The sequence below is a fragment of the Ureibacillus sp. FSL K6-2830 genome (genome assembly GCF_038004145.1).
GTDB lineage: Bacteria > Bacillota > Bacilli > Bacillales_A > Planococcaceae > Ureibacillus > Ureibacillus thermosphaericus.
Genome location: NZ_JBBOQR010000001.1, coordinates 1,360,057 through 1,380,362, shown reverse-complemented (window position 1 = coordinate 1,380,362; position 20,306 = coordinate 1,360,057). Strand labels below are relative to the sequence as shown.

The 20,306-nt window shown below is 37.5% G+C and carries 17 protein-coding genes and 3 pseudogenes; 17 read left to right on the top strand and 3 right to left on the bottom strand.

Going from position 1 to position 20,306, the window contains the following annotated elements; genetic code table 11:
* Positions 1–78: 78 nt before the first annotated feature.
* The 4 genes from NSU17_RS06810 to ltrA all read left to right on the top strand — a co-directional run bounded on the left by NSU17_RS06810 (position 79) and on the right by ltrA (position 4,056).
* Entirely contained in the window at positions 79–1,053 is a 975-nt protein-coding gene (locus NSU17_RS06810) for a F510_1955 family glycosylhydrolase (protein WP_340704654.1), read from the top strand.
* 112 nt (positions 1,054–1,165) lie between these two features.
* Positions 1,166–1,897 carry an urease accessory protein UreH domain-containing protein gene (locus NSU17_RS06805; protein ID WP_208651694.1) on the top strand — a complete coding sequence of 244 codons (732 nt, stop codon included), beginning with the start codon at positions 1,166–1,168 and terminating at the stop codon, positions 1,895–1,897.
* Positions 1,898–1,926: 29 nt separating this feature from the next.
* Entirely contained in the window at positions 1,927–2,121 is a 195-nt protein-coding gene (locus NSU17_RS06800) for an SHOCT domain-containing protein (protein WP_141103885.1), read from the top strand.
* 672 nt (positions 2,122–2,793) lie between these two features.
* Positions 2,794–4,056, top strand: a complete 1,263-nt coding sequence (gene ltrA, locus NSU17_RS06795; RefSeq protein WP_340704653.1) for a group II intron reverse transcriptase/maturase — start codon at positions 2,794–2,796, stop codon at positions 4,054–4,056.
* Positions 4,057–4,226: 170 nt separating this feature from the next.
* On the opposite strand, the pseudogene NSU17_RS06790 reads toward ltrA, so the two are convergent.
* Positions 4,227–5,590, bottom strand: a pseudogene (locus NSU17_RS06790) (IS4 family transposase).
* Positions 5,591–5,799: 209 nt separating this feature from the next.
* Between NSU17_RS06790 and NSU17_RS06785 the strand changes: the two are divergent.
* Positions 5,800–6,456, top strand: coding sequence for a membrane-associated thiol-disulfide oxidoreductase (locus tag NSU17_RS06785; protein ID WP_340704652.1), 657 nt, complete (start codon positions 5,800–5,802; stop codon positions 6,454–6,456).
* Positions 6,457–6,490: 34 nt separating this feature from the next.
* On the opposite strand, the gene istB is transcribed toward NSU17_RS06785, so the two are convergent.
* Positions 6,491–7,240 carry an IS21-like element helper ATPase IstB gene (istB, locus tag NSU17_RS06780; protein WP_340704651.1) on the bottom strand — a complete coding sequence of 250 codons (750 nt, stop codon included), beginning with the start codon at positions 7,238–7,240 and terminating at the stop codon, positions 6,491–6,493.
* Positions 7,233–8,714 (bottom strand): IS21 family transposase, encoded by a 1,482-nt coding sequence (gene istA / locus NSU17_RS06775; protein ID WP_340705489.1) that lies wholly within the window; start codon positions 8,712–8,714, stop codon positions 7,233–7,235. The genes istB and istA overlap by 8 nt, the downstream gene beginning before the upstream one ends.
* 4 nt (positions 8,715–8,718) lie before the next feature.
* Between istA and NSU17_RS06770 the strand changes: the two are divergent.
* From NSU17_RS06770 to NSU17_RS06715, 12 genes and pseudogenes are all read left to right on the top strand, one after another.
* Positions 8,719–8,868, top strand: a pseudogene (locus tag NSU17_RS06770) (Nramp family divalent metal transporter); the annotation flags it as partial.
* Positions 8,869–9,092: 224 nt separating this feature from the next.
* The gene (locus NSU17_RS06765; protein WP_055358810.1) at positions 9,093–9,461 is read left to right on the top strand and encodes an ArsR/SmtB family transcription factor; all 369 of its coding nucleotides are present in this window, start codon (positions 9,093–9,095) and stop codon (positions 9,459–9,461) included.
* Complete coding sequence (locus NSU17_RS06760) at positions 9,454–11,592, top strand: heavy metal translocating P-type ATPase (protein ID WP_340704650.1); 2,139 nt, start codon at positions 9,454–9,456, stop codon at positions 11,590–11,592. The genes NSU17_RS06765 and NSU17_RS06760 overlap by 8 nt, the downstream gene beginning before the upstream one ends.
* A gap of 274 nt (positions 11,593–11,866) precedes the next feature.
* Entirely contained in the window at positions 11,867–12,187 is a 321-nt protein-coding gene (locus NSU17_RS06755; RefSeq protein ID WP_340436893.1) for a helix-turn-helix domain-containing protein, read from the top strand.
* Positions 12,188–12,253: 66 nt separating this feature from the next.
* Positions 12,254–12,736, top strand: coding sequence for a hypothetical protein (locus NSU17_RS06750; protein ID WP_208651696.1), 483 nt, complete (start codon positions 12,254–12,256; stop codon positions 12,734–12,736).
* 27 nt (positions 12,737–12,763) lie between these two features.
* A pseudogene (locus NSU17_RS06745) lies at positions 12,764–13,003 on the top strand (arsenical pump-driving ATPase); the annotation flags it as partial.
* A 446-nt stretch (positions 13,004–13,449) separates the two neighbouring features.
* Positions 13,450–13,848, top strand: coding sequence for an Hg(II)-responsive transcriptional regulator (gene merR / locus NSU17_RS06740; RefSeq protein WP_035067772.1), 399 nt, complete (start codon positions 13,450–13,452; stop codon positions 13,846–13,848).
* Positions 13,849–14,005: 157 nt separating this feature from the next.
* The gene (locus NSU17_RS06735; protein WP_268753480.1) at positions 14,006–14,137 is read left to right on the top strand and encodes a hypothetical protein; all 132 of its coding nucleotides are present in this window, start codon (positions 14,006–14,008) and stop codon (positions 14,135–14,137) included.
* Positions 14,138–14,227: 90 nt separating this feature from the next.
* Positions 14,228–15,853: a mercury(II) reductase gene (gene merA / locus NSU17_RS06730; protein ID WP_445684092.1), complete on the top strand. Its 1,626-nt coding sequence runs from the start codon at positions 14,228–14,230 to the stop codon at positions 15,851–15,853.
* Between the two features lie 320 nt (positions 15,854–16,173).
* A complete protein-coding gene (locus NSU17_RS06725; protein WP_063389316.1) occupies positions 16,174–17,091 on the top strand; it encodes a hypothetical protein in 918 nt (305 codons plus the stop codon).
* 502 nt (positions 17,092–17,593) lie between these two features.
* The gene (locus tag NSU17_RS06720; RefSeq protein ID WP_445684091.1) at positions 17,594–17,869 is read left to right on the top strand and encodes a metal-sensing transcriptional repressor; all 276 of its coding nucleotides are present in this window, start codon (positions 17,594–17,596) and stop codon (positions 17,867–17,869) included.
* A gap of 16 nt (positions 17,870–17,885) precedes the next feature.
* On the top strand, positions 17,886–20,282 hold the full coding sequence (locus NSU17_RS06715; RefSeq protein WP_340704648.1) for a heavy metal translocating P-type ATPase: 2,397 nt from the start codon (positions 17,886–17,888) through the stop codon (positions 20,280–20,282).
* Positions 20,283–20,306: the final 24 nt, after the last annotated feature.

Here is a 20,306-nt window from a genome sequence, read left to right as displayed (position 1 = left end):
AAACTCCATAAATTCTGCAAATCTTTCTGCTATAAAATGTACGATCGCTATTTCATACACAAAAAGGGGTTATCAGCAATGAAAAAAATGACGAAAGTGATGATGATATCGGCTATTCTTCTTCTGAGCGCTTGTTCATCATCCAATGAAAAAGAACAGTCCTTTATTACGAGCAAAGAACAAGCAAAATCCAACACATCTGTTACAAATAATCCTTTCTTTAAAGAAAAGAAAGAAGGAAAGTTCGAACATTTACATGGAATTGGTTATGCAGGCAACCAAAATGCGATTTACTTTGCTACACATGAAGGTTTACTTGTTTACCAAAATAATCAATGGTATGAAACCACTTCCAATAAACATGATTATATGGGCTTTTCTGCAACAGACGATGGGTTTTATGCATCGGGACACCCAGAAGAAGGTTCATCTTTAGGAAATCCGCTTGGTCTTGTAAAAAGTCTTGATCATGGACAAACGTTGATGAACTTAGGGTTTTATAAAGAATCTGATTTTCATTATATGGCAGTAGGCTATAAAAGCCATACAATTTATGTCGTGAACCAAGAAGAAAACAAAAAGCTAGGACAAGGGTTATTTTACAGTAAAGACGACGGCAAAACGTGGTCGCCAAGTCAATTAAACGGCCTACCGCAAACTGCTGCAGGAACGATTGCTGCCCATCCAACGGAGGAAAATATGGTCGGAATTAGTACGACCGAAGGAATTTTCATTTCAAAAGATAATGGAAATACGTTTGAACGGTTTACTCGAAAAATCAATACAATGGCTTTTTTCTTCCAAGAAAAATCGATTTTATTTGCTGCTGTAGAAAACAATAAGCCTGTACTTATCAAACAATCATTCGATTCAAAGCAGGAGGAAGTTCTTTCTGTTCCTGCACTCGATGAAAAAGATCATATCATGTATATGGCTTCTAATCCGAAAAATGAAAAGGAAATGGTGATGGCCACCATGAATGGCGATATTTTCGTGACAACAAATAACGGTGAAAGCTGGACTCAAATAGCAGTAAAGGGGAAACTACTATAGGCTAATGACAAGGCGTGCGATTAGCATGTCTTTGTTATTTACCACTCCACATTTCTACAAAATCCACTGCTACAATATAGACATCAGATTAGAGGGGAAGGTGAGAGGAAGGATGTATTCATTTTTCAATCAAATAAGTAACCTTTTAAGTCAACCATTTCTAAATATTGCACATGATACAACCACTATCCCCATTTTATCAGCGTTTGTTCTTGGTATAGTAGGAGCGATGGCCCCGTGTCAACTCACCGCTAACTTAGGAGTAATCACGTTATACAGTAATCAGTCCTTGCAAAAAGGAATTGCGTGGAAAGAGTTGTTTCTTTATATTTTTGGTAAAATTATTGCCTTTTCCGGTTTGGGGATGATTGTCTGGCTTTTGGGGAATGAGATTCAAAGTACACTAACATTCTATTTTCCGTGGCTAAGAAAGCTGATCGGTCCCATTCTCATTCTTGTAGGTTTATACTTGTTAGGGCTTTTTAAAATGTATTGGAACCTAACCTTGTTCAAAATACCTGAGAGATTTTTAAAGAAAGGAAAAACAGGTTCTTTTTTAATGGGGTTCAGTTTTTCGTTAGCGTTTTGTCCAACGATGTTTGTGCTGTTTTTCGTGACTTTAATGCCTCTTGTGTACTCAACGTCTTATGGAGTGATATTGCCGGGCATCTTTGCCATCGGAACCTCTGTACCTGTTATTTTCTTCATCTTCATTCTATGGTACTTAGGATTTAGCGGTACTCTAATGAAAAAAGGAAAACAAGCAGGAAGGTTCGTTCAGAAGGCAGCTGGAATCGTGATAATCTTACTTGGCATATTAGACACCATCACTTATTGGTTTTAAAATTAGGAAAAGGAGGAAAGTGAACGGTGATGTTTGGAGATTTGGCCATGATGATTGGGATGATGTTATTCTGGGTTGTATTAATCGCCATTGGTTTTTATCTCTTACATCGTTTTATCAATGACCGCAAAGAAGAGTTATCTCCGATGGAAATATTAAAAGTGCGATTAGCCAAAGGAGAGATCACTTTAGACGAATTTGAACAACTATCCAAAAAGCTATAGTAAAATCTAGCCTCTTTTATTGTATCAAGCATCAGAAATGTGATTTACAATTGTCTCCCCCTATTTCAATTTTATATAGATGAAGGAAGTTGTTGATAAGAGTATTGTCAACAACTTCTTTTGTGTGCGCCTGGCATGGATGTAATCTATAGGGTGCAAGTCCCGAGCCGTGAAGGCAGAAGTAACGGTTAGCTTAACGCAAGGGTGTCTGTGGTGACGCGGAATCTGAAGGAAGCGAGCGGCAAACTTCCGGTCTGAGGAACACGAACTTCATACAAGGCTAGGTATCATTGGATGAGTTTGCACAACAAAACAAAGTCCTTTCTGCCGAAGGTGATACAGAGTAAATGAAGCAGATAGATGGAAGGAAAGATTACATTCTTACCCAGGGAGGTCTGATGGATACGTGAAGTACACTTCATAACCTACTTAGTGATAAGTAGCTGAACCATCAGAAGTCAGCAGAGGTCATAGTATTAGTTGGTCTAGAACAACTGAGAAGGACCGAACAATGAAGAGAGAATAGCCCTTGGCATTCAGTGAGTCATGATGAACACAGAAAACGTAGTACCTCACTTGAGGGAGGAAGCGGTGAATCCCGTGGGGGACCTCTTGGAGGGTGGAGTGACCACTGGCATAAGAAGACAAGCTATTCACGGAAGGAGAATAACGATGCTTTTGAATCAAATCCTGTCACGGGAGAATATGCTTCAAGCACTAAAACGTGTAGAACAGAATAAAGGAAGCCACGGAGTAGATATGATGCCCGTACAAAATCTACGACAGCACATAGTTGAAAACTGGCTATCGATTAAAGAAGCAATTATCAAGGGAACTTATGAACCGATGCCAGTCCGCAGAGTCGAAATCCCGAAACCTGATGGCGGAGTTCGCTTACTAGGAATCCCTACCGTAACAGACCGTTTGATTCAACAAGCAATCGCCCAAGTACTTTCAAAAGTGTATGACCCTACATTCTCTGAAAACAGCTACGGATTTCGACCAAACCGAAGTGCTCATGATGCGGTGAGGAAAGCGAAAGAATATATAAGAGATGGATATCGATGGGTTGTAGATATGGACTTGGAGAAATTCTTTGATAAGGTCAACCATGACAGATTAATGGGTACACTCGCGAAGAGAATCCAAGATAAACCATTACTGAAATTGATTCGTAAGTATTTACAATCGGGCGTCATGATTGATGGTGTGGTGTCAAGCACATTAGAAGGAACTCCACAAGGAGGACCATTAAGTCCGCTACTATCTAACATTGTACTAGATGAACTAGATAAAGAATTGGAAAGAAGAGGACACAAATTCGTTCGATATGCGGATGACTGTAACATTTACGTGAAAAGTAAACGAGCAGGACTTCGCACAATGGCAAGTATCCAGCGATTTATTGAAGGAACACTACGACTGAAAGTAAATGAAAAGAAATCAGCGGTCGACCGTCCATGGAAACGTAAGTTTCTAGGATTTAGCTTTACCTATCATAAAGAGCCAAAGGTTCGTATCGCAAAAGAAAGCCTTAAACGAATGAAGAATAAAGTTCGTGAAATCACATCACGCAAGATGCCCTACCCGATGGAATACCGCATTCAGAAACTGAATCAATATCTAATGGGATGGTGTGGATATTTTGCGTTAGCAGACACCAAATCTATATTCCTTGGATTAGATAAATGGATTCGTAGAAGACTTCGAATGTGTCTATGGAAGAACTGGAAGAAACCGAAAACAAAGATACGCAACCTTATTCAACTTGGCGTACCACAATGGCAAGCGTATGAATGGGGAAATACTCGGAAGAGTTATTGGCGTATTTCAAAAAGTCCAATATTACACAGAACCCTTGGTAACTCCTATTGGAGAAACCAAGGGCTGAAAAGTCTTGAAGCTCGTTATGAAAACTTGCGTCAATTATCTTAATTGAACCGCCGTATACGGAACCGTACGTACGGTGGTGTGAGAGGACGGGAGTTAATCGCTCCCTCCTACTCGATTGACAAAGTTGACAAGCTTCAGTCTTTAGAACAACTAGCTAAGAAATTTTAATATGTTTCTCCATAAAAAATTCATATTTTTTATTTATAATAAACTCAACTTTCGCACACAGATATTGTCAGACATCCCTTGATGTAATTGGGTAAAGACGCAATCCATTCTTGTACTTTACTTTTAAATAATTCCATGTTCAAACAAACATTAGCTTCTGCTAATGTTTGGAAGATCGCTAATAATTGATTCAATGCACTCTCTAGATTCATATCTTTTACATCTTCACATAATAGAAAAAAGAGATTTCCAATCGTTTTAGGATCGTTGTTTTGTCTATGCTCCCACTCTAAGAGTATAAAGCGAGTAAACACAATCGTTGTATGACTAATCAACAGATCATACGAACGACCTTGAAATTCTTTTGCTAGGTTAAGCAATGATTTGGTACACTTGAAAAATGTTTCGATGTCCCAGCGCATCCCGTAAATACGCACAATTTCTTCATCTGAAAGTGTGGTATCTGTACTCAAAATGGCTAACCATTCACTCTTTTTATTGCGGTTACGCACGAATACAATCTTGACTTGTCGTCCTTTTGCAAGATGAACATGGATCGAACCGAGTAGGTCTTTCTTTTCCATGGTACGCTTTGCTTTTTTAAAGAGTTCATCCAGCGTATGGGCTTCACCATCTATGAAATAACGTTGTTTTAGCTGCTTGACCATACCAATGACAAATAAACCTTTATCCGTGATTTTTTTCAATCAAAGGCTCATGCGTAAACCAAGTATCCATTAACACATAATCAGCTGTAATTCCTGCATTTAAGGCATGATCCAATAAAGCAGAGACAACGCTTGGCTTATCTTGTTGTGCTTCAAGACGACGCTTGTAGCCGGAAGTGCGTTTATCAATGGATTCATCGACCCCGTTCAGTTGATTTTCCTTTTTCGCTGAACTCAATAAAGCAAAGTCTACAGGTAGAAAAGAATATCCATCAGACCAACCAAGAGTAAGCAACTGAAACCCCTTATAGAATCGTTTCTCTGTATGATCAAATACTCGTGAAAGAAGTTCAACAGACTTGCTTCGGTTGCGTGAAAAGAGTGAATCATCAACAATAAACACCTTCACTCTGTTGTTTGATGTAAGCTTTTTTATACGTCCAGTAAGATCTTGACATAAGGAAAGTAAAAAAGTTCGCCAAGCATAAGTAGATGAATTTAGAAAACGGTAGATCGTATCTTTTTTAGGTAAGTCCACGGCTTTCTTACTTTGAAGTGCTTGAAACCAATTTTTATATTGGAAAACAAGCAAAAAAAATAAGACGGAAAATAGATAAGCATGAATAACCAAATCCCTTAGTAATTCTCGCTTTTCTCAAATGTTTGCCTATATTTAATTCAGAAAATCTTCGTTCAAGTTCTTTTGGTAGTTGTGCAAAAGTATCTTTTTTCGTTATCATAATGGTGACACCTTCTTTGGTATTTGGTTTGATCACCATAATTTTACCAAAAGATAGGTGTCTTTTTCTTTTAAAAAAATAAAATCAATAAAAAACAAGAGAAATAATGAAAGACGATATAAAACAGTCATATCAAGAGTTGCAATAAGATATTACTCTGCGAAAGTTGAGTAATAAATAAATCACATGAAATTGGGGAGAGATGCGTATTGCAATTTGGTAGTATTATAGTTCAAGGTGAAAATCTTTTACTAATAAGCGGCTTATTAATTAGCTATGTGATGTTTTATTATGGTATTAGGATATTAAAAATAGAACGAAACATCATGGATTTAATTTTTAATAGTTTTATTAATGGAGTACTAATTTGGAAATTTAGCTATGTCGTTTTACACCCTAATTCAGTTTTACAAAATCCTATGACTATAATTTATTTTAACGGGGGATATGTTGGAATTGGTATAGGGATTATTTTCATCACGATCTCTACTTGGTTATCTATCAAAAAACAGAATATTTCTTTGGTTTCTTACACACGTGCGGCCGTTCCTGCGTATTTGGGGTATTTTAGTACGTTTGTATGGATCCGCGTAATGGAAGATCCTCAGAATCATCTCATCATTTTGCAAGCAATAGTAGCTGTTTGTTTTTTTATAGCAGCCTCACGAATCAACACCCAAAAAACTTTGTTACAACTTCTCATATGGTTTCATTTAATTCAATTTGAAATAGCCCTATATAAAAACAATTTTGTATACGCTGAGATAATATCAAAAGAAGTATTGTTATATGTCTCTTTAATTATTATCTTTTTATGTATTTTATACTGGTCAGAGAGGCAAGGTGTGAACGTCAACCCCAAATGAACATTTTTTGCTCATTTACGGTGAACACTTTTTGTTAGTTAAAAATTGTTTTTTGATGCTTTAATCGATAGCTTTCATTGTTCATATGAATAACCTCAACTCGGTGTAACAGGCGATCTAATATTGCTGTCATAATTCCTTGATTATCTACAAGCTCCGTCCATTCTTCAGGACTTCGATTGGATGTTAAAATGAGTGAACTTTGTTCATATAATTGGTGAATTAATTGGAAAAACAGTGTTGCTTCTCTTTCATCCATCGCCATATACATGACATCATCGATAATCACTAGATCTGAAGAACGAAGCCGCTTTAATTGAGTTCTTGATTTGTTTGTAAATTCTTCTGTTTTTAGTAGCTGAATTAATTCACCCATTGTCACAAAAGATACTTGAAATCCTTTTTGAATGGCCTCAATTCCTAATCCAACCGATAATAACGTTTTGCCTGCACCTGGTGGTCCAAGTAAGATTAAATTGTAGGCTTGTTCTAGCCACTGATACTCACGTAGCTGCTTTAATTGGCGCTCTGTTATAGCTGTTTGCTCATCTAAATCAAACATAGTGATTGGTTTATAGAATGGAAAACGAGCCCAATTCAACCGCCTTTCAATGCTTTTTTCTTCACGTCTTTTTAGCTCATACGTAGTTAATTGTTCTAAAAATTCTAAGTACGTCCACGATGTTTGCTCTGCTTTACGAAGAAGCTCTTGAAGCTCCTCCGCTGTTTCAGATAATCGTAATTGCTTAAATGCTTGTTGAATTTCTGTCACACTCTTACTCATTCACTTTACCTCCCATTCGTTGAACATATGTCCTTAAATCTCTTGTTCCTACAGGTATTGAAACAGTTGTTGTTGTTTCTACCGGTATATCAAGAACGGGAGTCGATTGCTGCCGTTTTAAATAGTCCACGACATCACGAAATGCATTTGCACTATACAATTTTTCACGGATACATTTTTCAAGTGCCGTTGGAATCCACTCTGAGTTCTCTTCGGCTACCTTTTGTAAAATGAGTAATTGATCACGACGATAACGTCCATATGTACGACAGATTTCTTCAATATATTGACGAGCTGCTTCTTCACTTGGAAATAAAGTAAGCACATGTTGTTTAAGCCTATCGATTGTTCTAGAACGGTCACGTGCATGGTTTGGATTTTTAATCAATTTCCCTTTTTCCAAACTAATTGTGTGTTTCGCAAGAATCTCACCTGTCGATGGATCTACTAAGATTAACTGTTGACCATCAATTTGTAAGTTTACTTGAGGACATTTTGTATATGTTCCTAATGGAACAGAATAACGATTAGATTTAAAACGAATCGTGTTGTCCTTATTCACATTCCTTGTTATAATTTCTGTAGGGTTGCTTTCTGAATAAGAAAGCGGTGAAGAGATCTTTCGTAAGTGTTGCTTTTCTAAGAGAAACACTTCGACAGGTCTCTTTTTTATTGTCTGATGGACTTTGTAGTTACCCGTTCGTTCAAGCCATTTCCATGCTCTTTCATTCCAATCGTCAATTGTTGAAAAGACACGATGAACAGCGAAGTTTTTCTTCACATATTTCACAACGTTTTCAATTTTCCCTTTGGACTCAGGATCTGCTTTTCGACAAAGATAGATTTTAAACTTCCTCTCATTGACATACTGTTGAAATTCTTTTGTTAAGATAACGTCTCCTGCATTTTCATTGACCGCAATGAGATTATCTTGATCATAAACAATTTCTTCAGGCATCCCCTCAAAATAACGGAATGCATTCTCATGACAACGAATCGTATCACGTGTAGTAAAAGGACGGTCTTGCCATTCCATATATTTTTGACGAGAATGAGCCAATACAAAAGCGATGAAATAGAGTTTTACTTCTTTTTTCTGTGTAGACTTTTGAATCGTTTGTCCCCAATCCACTTGCATTTGTTTCCCTGGTGGTTGCTCGTCAACTGCTTCGTAATCTCTAGGTTCATCTGTTTTTTCAATGTGATAAATTTCTCTCATCTCATTGACATACCGACGAACGGTACTTTCTCCAACTTCAATTTCGGGGAATTTTTCTTGTAGCCAATCTAATATTTGCGCTCCACTTATACTTGGATGTTCTTGTAACCAAGTCACAATCCAATCTCGGTAGGGATCCAACTTTTTCTTTCGCTCAATTGGTCCAAATTCTTCTACAGCTTCATCAAAGGTCATCTTCAAATATTTATAAACTGTATTACGTGAAATTTTTAATTGTCTAGCAATTTGAGAAATACGTGCGGTAGTGCCTCTCGTTCAATTCACTAGCGATAAAAAGAAAATGGGTGAGTTCGCAAATCCATTATGGTTGAAAGTTCTTGCTTGGATGGTAGCGGTTGTGATTATCAGCTTAAACGCATATTTATTGTTCCAAACATTCTTTGGTTAAGGAATAATAAACCTCATTATCTTTTTGCGGATAATGAGGTTTATTGTTTTTATCTAATAGAATTTTTTGATGTAGCTAATTAAATGAATAACCTGGTAAATATTAGGTTGATTTTTTTAAATCCAATTATTTTTTATTTTTCATTCAAATAAATATTTGAATAATAAAAGGAATGAGGTATAATATATTCAAACGGAAATTTGAATATGAAAGGGGGATAATTAATGAGTAAGAAAGATACATGTGAAATTTATTGTTATGACGAAGAAAAAGTCAATCGAATACAAGGGGAATTGCAAAAAGAAGATATATCCAGTGTTGTCCTGTTGTTTAAAGCACTGGCAGATGAAAATAGGGCAAAAATTGTCTATTCACTTTGCCAAGATGAAGAGTTATGTGTATGTGATATTGCTAATATCATCGGGGCTTCTGTTGCAACAACTTCCCATCATTTACGCACCCTTTATAAACAAGGGATTGTAAAGTATCGAAAAGAAGGAAAGCTAGCATTTTATTCGCTGGATGATGACCATATTAAGCAGTTAATCATGATTGCGTTAGTACATGATAAAGAGGTGAAAGTCCGTGTCTGAACAACAAGCAAAATTATCTAAATCAGAAGCGAAAACCTACCGTGTTCAAGGATTTACTTGTGCAAACTGTGCGGCAAAGTTTGAAAATAATGTAAAATCATTGCCAGGTGTTCAAGATGCTAAAGTAAACTTTGGAGCATCTAAAATTACCGTTTTGGGTACAACAACCATCGAAGAATTAGAAAAAGCAGGAGCTTTTGAAAACTTAAAGGTTCGGGAAGATAAAGAAAAATCAGTCAAGCGTGAACCTTTTTGGAAGCAAAAAGAGAACATTAAAGTGTATATTTCCGCCGTTTTGCTTGTGATCAGTTGGTTTTTAGGGAAGCAATACGGAGAAGAGCATATCTTTGCGACAATTGGATATGCTGCAGCAATTTTAATCGGTGGATATTCGTTATTTATAAAAGGTTTCAAAAACCTAGTTCGATTGAATTTTGATATGAATACGCTGATGACAGTGGCGATTTTAGGAGCTGCAGCGATTGGTGAATGGGGAGAAGGTGCAACGGTTGTTATTCTATTCGCCATTAGCGAAGCCTTAGAGCGTTATTCCATGGATAAAGCTCGTCAATCCATTGAATCGTTGATGGATATTGCTCCAAAAGAAGCATTAATTCGTCGCGGAAATGAAGAAATGATGGTCCCTGTTGACGATATTCAAGTCGGAGATATTATGATCGTAAAGCCTGGTCAGAAATTAGCGATGGATGGAATCGTCATCAAGGGTACATCTACGCTAAATCAGGCTGCCATTACGGGAGAAAGTGTTCCAGTAACCAAAACAGTCGGTGATGAAGTCTTTGCAGGAACATTGAATGAAGAAGGGTTATTGGAAGTAAAAGTGACAAAACGAGTGGAAGATACAACTCTTTCGAAAATCATCCATTTAGTGGAAGAAGCTCAAGCAGAACGAGCACCTTCTCAAGCGTTTGTAGATCGTTTTGCCAAATACTATACACCAGCCATTATCATTTTTGCTCTTTTACTAGCCGTTATTCCTCCATTATTTATGGGTGCTGATTGGAGCGAATGGATTTATCGAGGTCTAGCTGTATTAGTGGTTGGTTGTCCGTGTGCGTTGGTTATTTCCACGCCTGTTTCGATTGTAACTGCCATTGGAAATGCAGCGAAAAACGGTGTGTTAATTAAAGGTGGTATTTATTTAGAGGAAGCAGGAAACTTAAAAGTGATTGCTTTTGATAAAACAGGAACATTAACAAAAGGTATTCCTTCCGTCACCGATGTAGTCACTTATAATGGCAATGAAAATGAACTAATGACCATTACAGCAGCCATTGAAAAAGGCTCACAACATCCACTTGCTTCCGCCATTATAAGAAAAGCAGAAGAAGATGGATTGAATTTTAATGATGTATCGGTTGAAGAATTCCAATCCATTACAGGTAAAGGGGTCAAAGCCAAAGTAAATAACGCAATGTATTATGTCGGAAGTCCAGGTCTTTTTGAAGAACTTCTTCCAAATGGCATCCAATCAGAAATAAAAGAACAAATTACAACCCTTCAAATACAAGGGAAAACGGTCATGGTATTAGGGACGGAAAAAGAAATTCTGGCGTTAATTGCCGTGGCAGACGAAATAAGAGAATCATCCAAAGAGGTTATTCGAAAACTTCATCAAGTCGGTATTGAAAAAACGGTAATGTTGACAGGGGATAACCAAAGAACAGCCGAAGCCATCGGAAAACAAGTCGGCGTTTCCGATATTAAAGCCGATTTACTTCCAGAAGATAAACTGAATTTCATCAAAGAGCTTCGTGACAAGCATCAAAGCGTGGCGATGGTTGGAGATGGTGTGAACGATGCACCAGCTCTTGCAGCTTCAACCGTTGGTGTGGCAATGGGTGGTGCTGGAACCGATACAGCCCTAGAAACAGCCGATATTGTCTTAATGTCTGATGATTTAAGCAAATTGCCATATACGATTAAATTGAGCCGCAAAGCTTTAGCGATTATTAAGCAAAACATTACCTTCTCTTTGGGCATTAAGGTGCTGGCGTTATTGTTAATTGTACCTGGTTGGTTAACGTTATGGTTAGCGATATTTGCCGATATGGGAGCAACATTAATCGTAACATTAAACAGCATGCGATTGCTAAATGTGAAAGAATAATGCAACACAAAAAGACCGAATTTATTTCGGTCTTTTTGTGTGGTTTAAAAATCAACATTGAAATTTAACAAAGTCCTGATTAAAAACAGTCAAAACTAACAAAACAATGACCTAAATTTTAGAGATCTTAATTAATTAAATGGGATTTTAATAAAAATGCTTGGCGCTTAAAGCCAAGCATTTCTTATTTTCCTAAAATTACTTAGGTAATGTCATAGGTATAACATTACCAACATATTTTTATTTTAAATAATTTTGAGCGGGGGAGAAGGAGATGGAAGTATATAATGTTCACCAAGCACTAAAAATACTTCAGGAATATTACATTACTGACTCAATTCAAATGGTTACTCGTTGGATCAGAGAAGGAAAGATTAAAGCAGAACGTTCGGCAAATCGAAAGGAGGGTTGGCGAATTTATCACGATGATTTATTCGAGTTTATTGAAGAACAGAGACCAGGTTTGCCTGAAGTAATGGGAGTTTATGAATGGTATGTAGAAAACTCTTTTTCAATGTTGGCGAATGACCATCGTGAAAAGCATAATAAATTGGATTCTGAAGAAGTTAAAGGTGATAGCACTCACTCGGAATAATTAATTAAACAGCTCATGGAGGAGAAGAAGCAATTAGAAAATCAACTCATTAGCATGCAGGACGAGATGAATCTTGTTTATAGGAAAGTGGCTGAATTAACCACTGAAGTTCAAAAGCTGAAGGAAGAAAATGCTTTTTTTATCGATTTATATGAGCAAATAGATGAGATGTATCAAGAATTAAAAAAGAAAAATCAACAAGAAAGTAGTAATGAAACACTAAAAACAATGGAGCGCAAATTAAAGAAAGGTATGTCTGCTGAAGATTTTAAAATGATTGTTAAAGAAGTGATCAATGAATACGAAAGTGAAACAATAAACTTCATGCAGCAAGAAGGTGAGCCAATCAACGAAATATATCCATTGTTTTTCAATAAAGATGAGGAGTTAAGAAATGAGATTATTCATGATGAAGAATATAGTTGTCCATTGACTGGAAAGAAATACAAAAATTTAAAATCCATGCTCAAAAACACTATCCGAACCAAATTAGAACAAACCCTGAATCCAATTGACGGAACATCGTTCACTAACGGCTCGAGTCGTTAATCTTTTTTCTTTTTAAACAAATAAAGATTTGAAATGGAGTTAACAAACGAACTGAAACAAAATTTGTTTGCTTGCAATCTAGATCCGGAAGCAACAATCAAAGCCTATCGAGAAAAAGTTGTGGGTCCCTATCGCAAAAAGTTACCGGATTCTGTTGTTGCCTCAATGGAGGAACAATTGTCGGGGGCTTGTACAGTAGAAATTGCTGCTTTCGATGAATTTACCAACTTGTTAACCAACCTTGATACATCGAAACGAAAGAAACATTAAAACGTTTGTTTCCAAAAGCATAGCGACTAACGATCAATTAAGAAAAGGGGAAGAGAAATATGGTGTACTGATCAAGCGAAACAAGCACTACAAGATATTTTAAAGAAACACGGTAAAGAAGGAGTTTGTCTTTATTCTGCAAACCACAGATCGGTTGGAGATTATTAATGGTATTCGGGTAGCGATGGATGAGAAAGTGGCTTCTATCATCGAGAGAGTTACACTTGATGTGGAAGAAACGGGAAAAGGCGTTCAATTCGTCTTATTAGGCTTAAATCAATGTTGTTAAAAAGTTGAATTGCTAATAGACCAAAGTAATGAGGACAAAAAAGTTGTTTAAACATAAATTAACGAAAGTAGATTTTAATAAGCTATAAAAACTTCGAAATTCATTTGACCCTGTACTATGGTACAGGGTTTATACTTTATCTAGGGGTGATAAGATGAAATATCGTATTGGTGAACTGGCTGACAAATGTAACGTTAATAAAGAAACCATTAGATATTACGAGAGAAAAGGCTTAATCAAAGAAACTTCACGAACAGATTCAGGGTATCGAATGTACTCGGAAGAGACTGTGAAGCGCATTGGTTTTATTAAACGTATGCAGGAACTAGGGTTTTCTCTAAGTGAAATTCATAAATTACTTGGTGTTGTTGATAAGGATGAGGTTCGATGTGCGGATATGTATAGCTTTGTTTCTCAAAAAATAGGTGAGGTTCAACAACGAATTAAAGATTTAAAGCGTATCGAAAATATGTTGAATAAATTAAAAGAAAGCTGTCCGAATGAAGAGCAACTACATGAATGTCCAATTATTGAATCTCTGATTGATGATTAAAGAAATGAGATATCAATGAAAAATAAGACATTTATAGTGATCGGAACACTTGTTACATTATTACGACTTGTAGTAACGAAAATAATGTAGAAACTACAGCGAATGGAAATAATACTAAAAGTGCTACCTTTACCATTACTGAAATGGATTGTTCAAGTTGTCCTGTGTTGTCAAAAGTGCTCTTGAACGTGTAGAAGGTGTAAAAACAGTGGAAGTAACCATTACAGAAGGTTCCCAAGGAACAGCTAAAGTTGTGTTTGATGCTTCAAAAACAGATGTAAAAACTTAAAAAAATACCGTCTTAGAATTAGGATATGGTGTTAAACAATAGGAGGTGTTTCATTTGTCAATTCGTAAATATCGTTTACAAGTGGAAGGTATGACATGTACTGGGTGTGAAAGGCACGTTGAAACAGCTCTAAACAGCATAGGAGCTAAAAATGTAGATGTAAATTTTCGCCGTGGAGAAGCTGTTTTCGAATTGCCAGAACATATAGGTATCGAGAAAGCCAAAGAAGCTGTGAATAAGGTTAATTATAAGGCAGGTGAAGCTGAAGTTATTCATCAACAAAAAAGCTCCGTTGTTGGTGATGATGAAGGTGATTATGATTATGATTATGACTTTATTGTCATTGGTTCTGGGGGAGGAGCTTTTTCTGCTGCTATTAAAGCAGTGGAATATGGGGCAAAAGTGGCGATGATTGAGCGTGGTACCATCGGTGGGACTTGTGTAAATATTGGATGTGTTCCATCAAAAACATTGCTACGTTCTGGAGAAATCAATCATTTAGCAAAAAACAATCCATTCCTTGGTTTAAATACTTCAGCTGGTTCGGTAGATTTGAAAAAACTAATGGAACAAAAAGATGAACTGGTGAGAGAATTACGTCAGCAAAAGTATGTTGATTTAATTGATGAATATGGGTTTGAACTAATACAGGGAGAAGCAAAATTTGTCAATGAAAAAACAATAGAAGTAAACGGGAATAAAATAACAGCTAAACGCTTTTTAATCGCAACAGGAGCTTCCCCATTGATTCCTAATATTCCGGGATTAAAAGATGTTGACTACTTAACAAGCACTTCTTTGTTAGAGCTTAAAGAACTGCCAAAAAGTCTTGCTGTTATTGGTTCAGGATACATCGGATTGGAGTTAGGTCAGCTTTTTCACCATTTAGGAGTGGAAGTAACGTTAATGCAGCGTAGCCAAAGAATTCTTAAAGAATATGATCCTGAAATTTCAGAAGCTGTAGAAAAAGCATTAACAGAACAAGGCATTCATGTTATTACCGGTGCTACATTTGAGCGTGTAGAACAGAATGGAGATATGAAACAAATTCATGTTACTGTTCATGGTGAAAAGAAAATCATTGAAGCTGAGCAGCTACTTGTAGCTACGGGGCGCAAGCCAAATACGGAAGCACTAAATCTTCAAGCTGCAAACGTAGAAGTGGGTTCTCGCGGTGAAGTTAAAGTTGATGACTATTTACGAACCTCCAATCCTAGAATTTATGCTGCCGGAGATGTAACAATGGGACCGCAATTTGTTTATGTTGCTGCATACCAAGGTGGAATTGCTGCCGATAATGCAATCGGTGGCTTGGAGAGAAAAGTAAATCTTGATACTGTTCTGGCTGTTATATTTACTAGTCCATCGATTGCTACGGTAGGATTAACTGAGGAGCAAGCTAAAGAAAGAGGATACGAGGTGAGAACTTCTGTTTTACCACTTGATGCAGTTCCAAGAGCGCTTGTGAATCGCGAAACGACAGGTGTATTTAAACTTGTTTCTGATGCAAAAACATTAAAAGTGCTAGGTGTTCATATTGTTGCCGAAAATGCTGGTGATGTGATTTATGCAGCCACATTAGCTGTAAAATTTGGTCTAACGGTGGAAGATTTGCGGGAATGCCTTGCACCATATTTAACGATGGCAGAGGGATTGAAATTAGTTGCCTTAACATTTGATAAAGATGTTAAAAAATTATCTTGTTGTGCTAGTTAAAGCTCCTTTTCATAAACATATAGGATTTTTGATTATTCTAACTGTACTTGAGTAAATTTACAATGAAGCAGAAAAAGAGATACGAACCGATTCCTTGGTTAGAATAGAATGTACCATCAAATTCCCCAATCAAGGACAAGGAGGGAAGATGGAAAATTGGAAGGGAATTTTTTATGGGAACAGAAGCTCTCCAACTGATTGGAGAGACGTTTACTTGATAAACACTCCAAATTAAAACATTTTCATTAGCATCATTGTCGATTTCTATTAGAATCGAAACAGTATGATGGAAATCATATGAACAAAAGGAGTATATAAACATGGATTCAACTGTTTCAAAGAAAGTAACGATGATTTCATATATCATTAGCATTACATTCATTATCGCGATGATTACGGCTTCGGTGATGTTGAAAGATCACGAAATTATTTTGCCGGAAGTTGCGGCAATGGCGATTGCCATGTGGGTGTACCGAGAAGCAGGATGGATCAGGCAACCATCGAAAATTTTTCTTGCGCCGTCCATCACGGCAGTGATCGGTTTCGCAGTGAATCAACTACACATTTCTTATTTAGGAAAAGTAAGCCTTACCCTTATACTTTTAATGCTCTTTTTACGTATCATTCAATCAAATTTGGGACCGTCCATTGCAACGGGCTTACTGCCAGTGGTGACAAATGCAAATGAATGGTCATTTATTATATCCGTTTTTATTTTTACCTTTATATTGATGCTTGGAGTTCTCAAATTTGGATTGAATAAAGGACTTGAAAAGAAAGTGAAGATACAGTACAAGTACATGCTGGTATTCTTAGTGCTGATTTTCGTGTGGATGGGTTTATGCTGGCTTGCTGGCTACCCACTGGCAGTGATCCCGCCGATTCTCGTTGTTGTGTATGAGTCACTTCAGAAGCCGATGTACAACGGAAAAATGGCTTTTAAACAAGGGCTTGTATTGACCATATCTGCGACTGTCGGAACGCTGTTGTACTTTGCTATTGATTCGTGGATATTGGTCACCCTGTTAGATATGATTTTAATGCTTATTCTGTTACGTATTGTTGGCATCCGTGTCCCGGCTGTGTACGCCTTTCCACTGCTCCCGTTTGTCTTTCCTGATCATATCGTAGCCATGTTGCCGCTAGGTTCGTTGATTACATGTGTATTCTTGTTTACTTCGGTGTTAGCATATAAAAAGATGGAGATGAAGCGAAGTAGAAAGGTAATGCAAATGTAAAGGAGATAAAAGAATTCATGTACTCGAAGAGAGGACCTATTTTCTATTCTTCGTAGGCATCTCGTTTATCCGCATAAAAAGATTTGGTGACTAGGTTATAAAGTTAAACGTCATGTTTTAGGCTATCGGAACGGAAAACCACCGATAGCCTTTCTATTAGCGTTAAAACCTATTGAATTTATATAAATTTAATCAAAAATTATTCAATAAAAAATAATTGTAATTTATGTTGATAATTTGACTGTTATTTTGTACAGAACCCGTTACTTTAAAGAACGAGTTCCTTTTGTATCGATACAGATTTAAACAGAAAATAATTGAATAGATGTACGTTACTCTGATTCAAAATAGGAATAAAAAATTACACATAGAAAATCATACATTAAGTAAGATATCATTTGCCTTTTATACCCGTTACCGGTATAATGTATTTAGAAATAGCTAATATAAAAAAGAGGGGATGCTAGTGAATAACATTGAAGATAAAGATATAAATCCAAAAATGGTTCCGAGAACCGAAAAAGAAATAGAAAGCATCATTAATCGCTTGAAGCGGATTGAAGGACAAGTCCGCGGAGTGCAAAAAATGGTGGAGGAAAATCGCTATTGCATAGATATTTTAGTTCAAATATCAGCGATTCAAGCAGCATTAAAAAAAGTAGGACTTCACTTATTAGAACGTCATGCAAATCATTGTGTTTCTAAAGCGATCCGCGAAGGCAGCGGGGAAGAATCCCTCCGAGAATTAATGGATGTGATTAAGCAATTCACAAAGTAAAGGGGTGGAAAGCTTTATGAGTGAACAAAAGCTCGTTACACTTACTGTGACTGGCATGACATGTGCCGCTTGTTCTAATCGTATTGAAAAAGCGTTAAATAAAATGGATGGAGTAGAAGCTAACGTCAATTTAGCGATGGAAAAAGCGACAATAAAATATGATCCATCCAAACAAAGTGTAGCCGATATCCAATCGAAAATTGAAAATTTAGGGTATGGTGTAGCGACGGAAAAAGTGACGTTGGATATAGAAGGGATGACATGTGCGGCATGTGCGACACGGATTGAAAAAGGGTTAAATCGTATGGAGGGCATTACAAACGCAACTGTAAACTTAGCGACAAACAGTGCGGTTGTAGAATACAATGAAGGCCTTGCATCTGTAGAAGACATTTTAGAGAAAATTAAAAAGCTTGGATACAAGGGGCAAATCCGAAACGAAGAACAAGATCAGGCAGGTCGAAGAGAAGAGCTGCTTAAACAAAAACAACGGCAGCTTGCCATCTCTATCATCTTATCACTGCCATTACTTTATACGATGATTGGTCATATGCCGTTTGAAATAGGCTTACCGATGCCGGACATTTTGATGAACCCGTGGTTCCAGCTTTTATTAGCTACACCTGTTCAGTTTTACATTGGCGGTCCATTTTATGTAGGGGCGTACCGGGCATTACGAAACAAGAGTGCGAACATGGATGTACTCGTAGCCCTTGGAACTTCGGCGGCTTATTTTTATAGCTTGTATGAATCTTTCAAAACTTTAGCGAATCCTGAATATATGCCTAGATTGTATTTTGAAACGAGTGCCGTGCTAATTACGCTTGTACTTGTCGGAAAATATTTTGAGTCACTAGCGAAAGGGCGAACAACAGAAGCGATCTCTAAACTGTTGAGCCTTCAGGCAAAAGATGCTCTTGTCATTCGTAATGGGGAAGAAGTAAGAGTTCCGCTTGAGGAAGTCGTCATCGGCGATACCATTCTCGTTAAGCCGGGAGAAAAAATACCGGTAGACGGTATCGTCATCTCTGGGGTTTCTTCCGTCGATGAATCGATGATAACCGGTGAATCCATCCCGGTTGATAAGAAAACCGGCGACCCTGTGATCGGGGCAACCATTAATAAGAATGGTGTACTAACCATTCGGGCTGAAAAGGTAGGGAAAGATACAGCACTTGCTAATATCATTAAAATCGTCGAAGAGGCACAAGGTTCGAAAGCACCTATTCAGCGTATGGCTGATGTCATTTCAGGTATTTTCGTGCCAATTGTTGTAGGAATTGCTGTCGTTACATTCATTATATGGTACTTCTTTGTGGCACCGGGCGACTTGCCAAAGGCGCTTGAGGTAGCCATCGCGGTTCTTGTTATTGCGTGTCCTTGTGCGCTTGGCCTTGCCACACCGACATCCATTATGGTCGGTACAGGCAAAGGCGCAGAAAAGGGAATCCTCTTTAAAGGAGGTGAGTACCTAGAAGGAACGCATAAAGTTGATGCCGTGTTATTGGATAAAACAGGAACAGTGACAAAAGGAAAACCGGAAGTAACAGATGTGCTGGAATTCCAAGAAGGCATGCTTGACTATGCTGTCTCAGCCGAAAGTGCTTCAGAACACCCGCTTGCTCATGCCATTGTGGAATATGGGAAAAAACAATCGATTCCAGTTAAAACATTAGAGCATTTCTCTGCCATTACCGGTCATGGAATTGAAGCGGTCGTTGATGGCAAAAACGTCCTTGTTGGTACGCGAAAATTAATGAAAGAACGATCTGTCGATATCTCCATGTATGAAGAGAAGATGGTGGAACTTGAAAAACAAGGAAAAACAGCCATGTTAGTTGCTATTGACGGGCAGCTTGCTGGGATCATTGCTGTCGCTGATACTGTAAAAGAAAGCTCAAAAGAAGCCATTCAAACATTAAAACAAATGGATATTGAAGTTTATATGGTAACGGGAGATAACAAACGAACAGCTGAAGCCATTGCCAAACAAGTCAATTTAGATCGAGTGTATGCAGAGGTTCTTCCTGAGGACAAAGCGAATATCGTCGAAGAACTGCAAAAACAAGGAAAACGAGTGGCGATGGTCGGTGATGGCATTAATGACGCTCCCGCTCTTGCAAAAGCAGATATTGGAATGGCCATCGGTACAGGAGCGGATGTTGCCATCGAAACGGCCGATGTTACGCTGGTTGGCGGTGACTTAGCTCATATCCCAAGAGCGATTGAGTTAAGCCGCAAAACCATGAAAAACATTCGTCAAAATCTGTTCTGGGCTTTGTTCTATAATTCAATAGGCATTCCAGTCGCAGCTGCTGGATTATTAGAGCCTTGGATTGCCGGGGCAGCCATGGCATTCAGCTCCGTATCCGTTGTAACAAACTCGCTTCGTTTGAAACGAGTGAAAATATAAAAAATAAATGAAGGAGGAATAGAA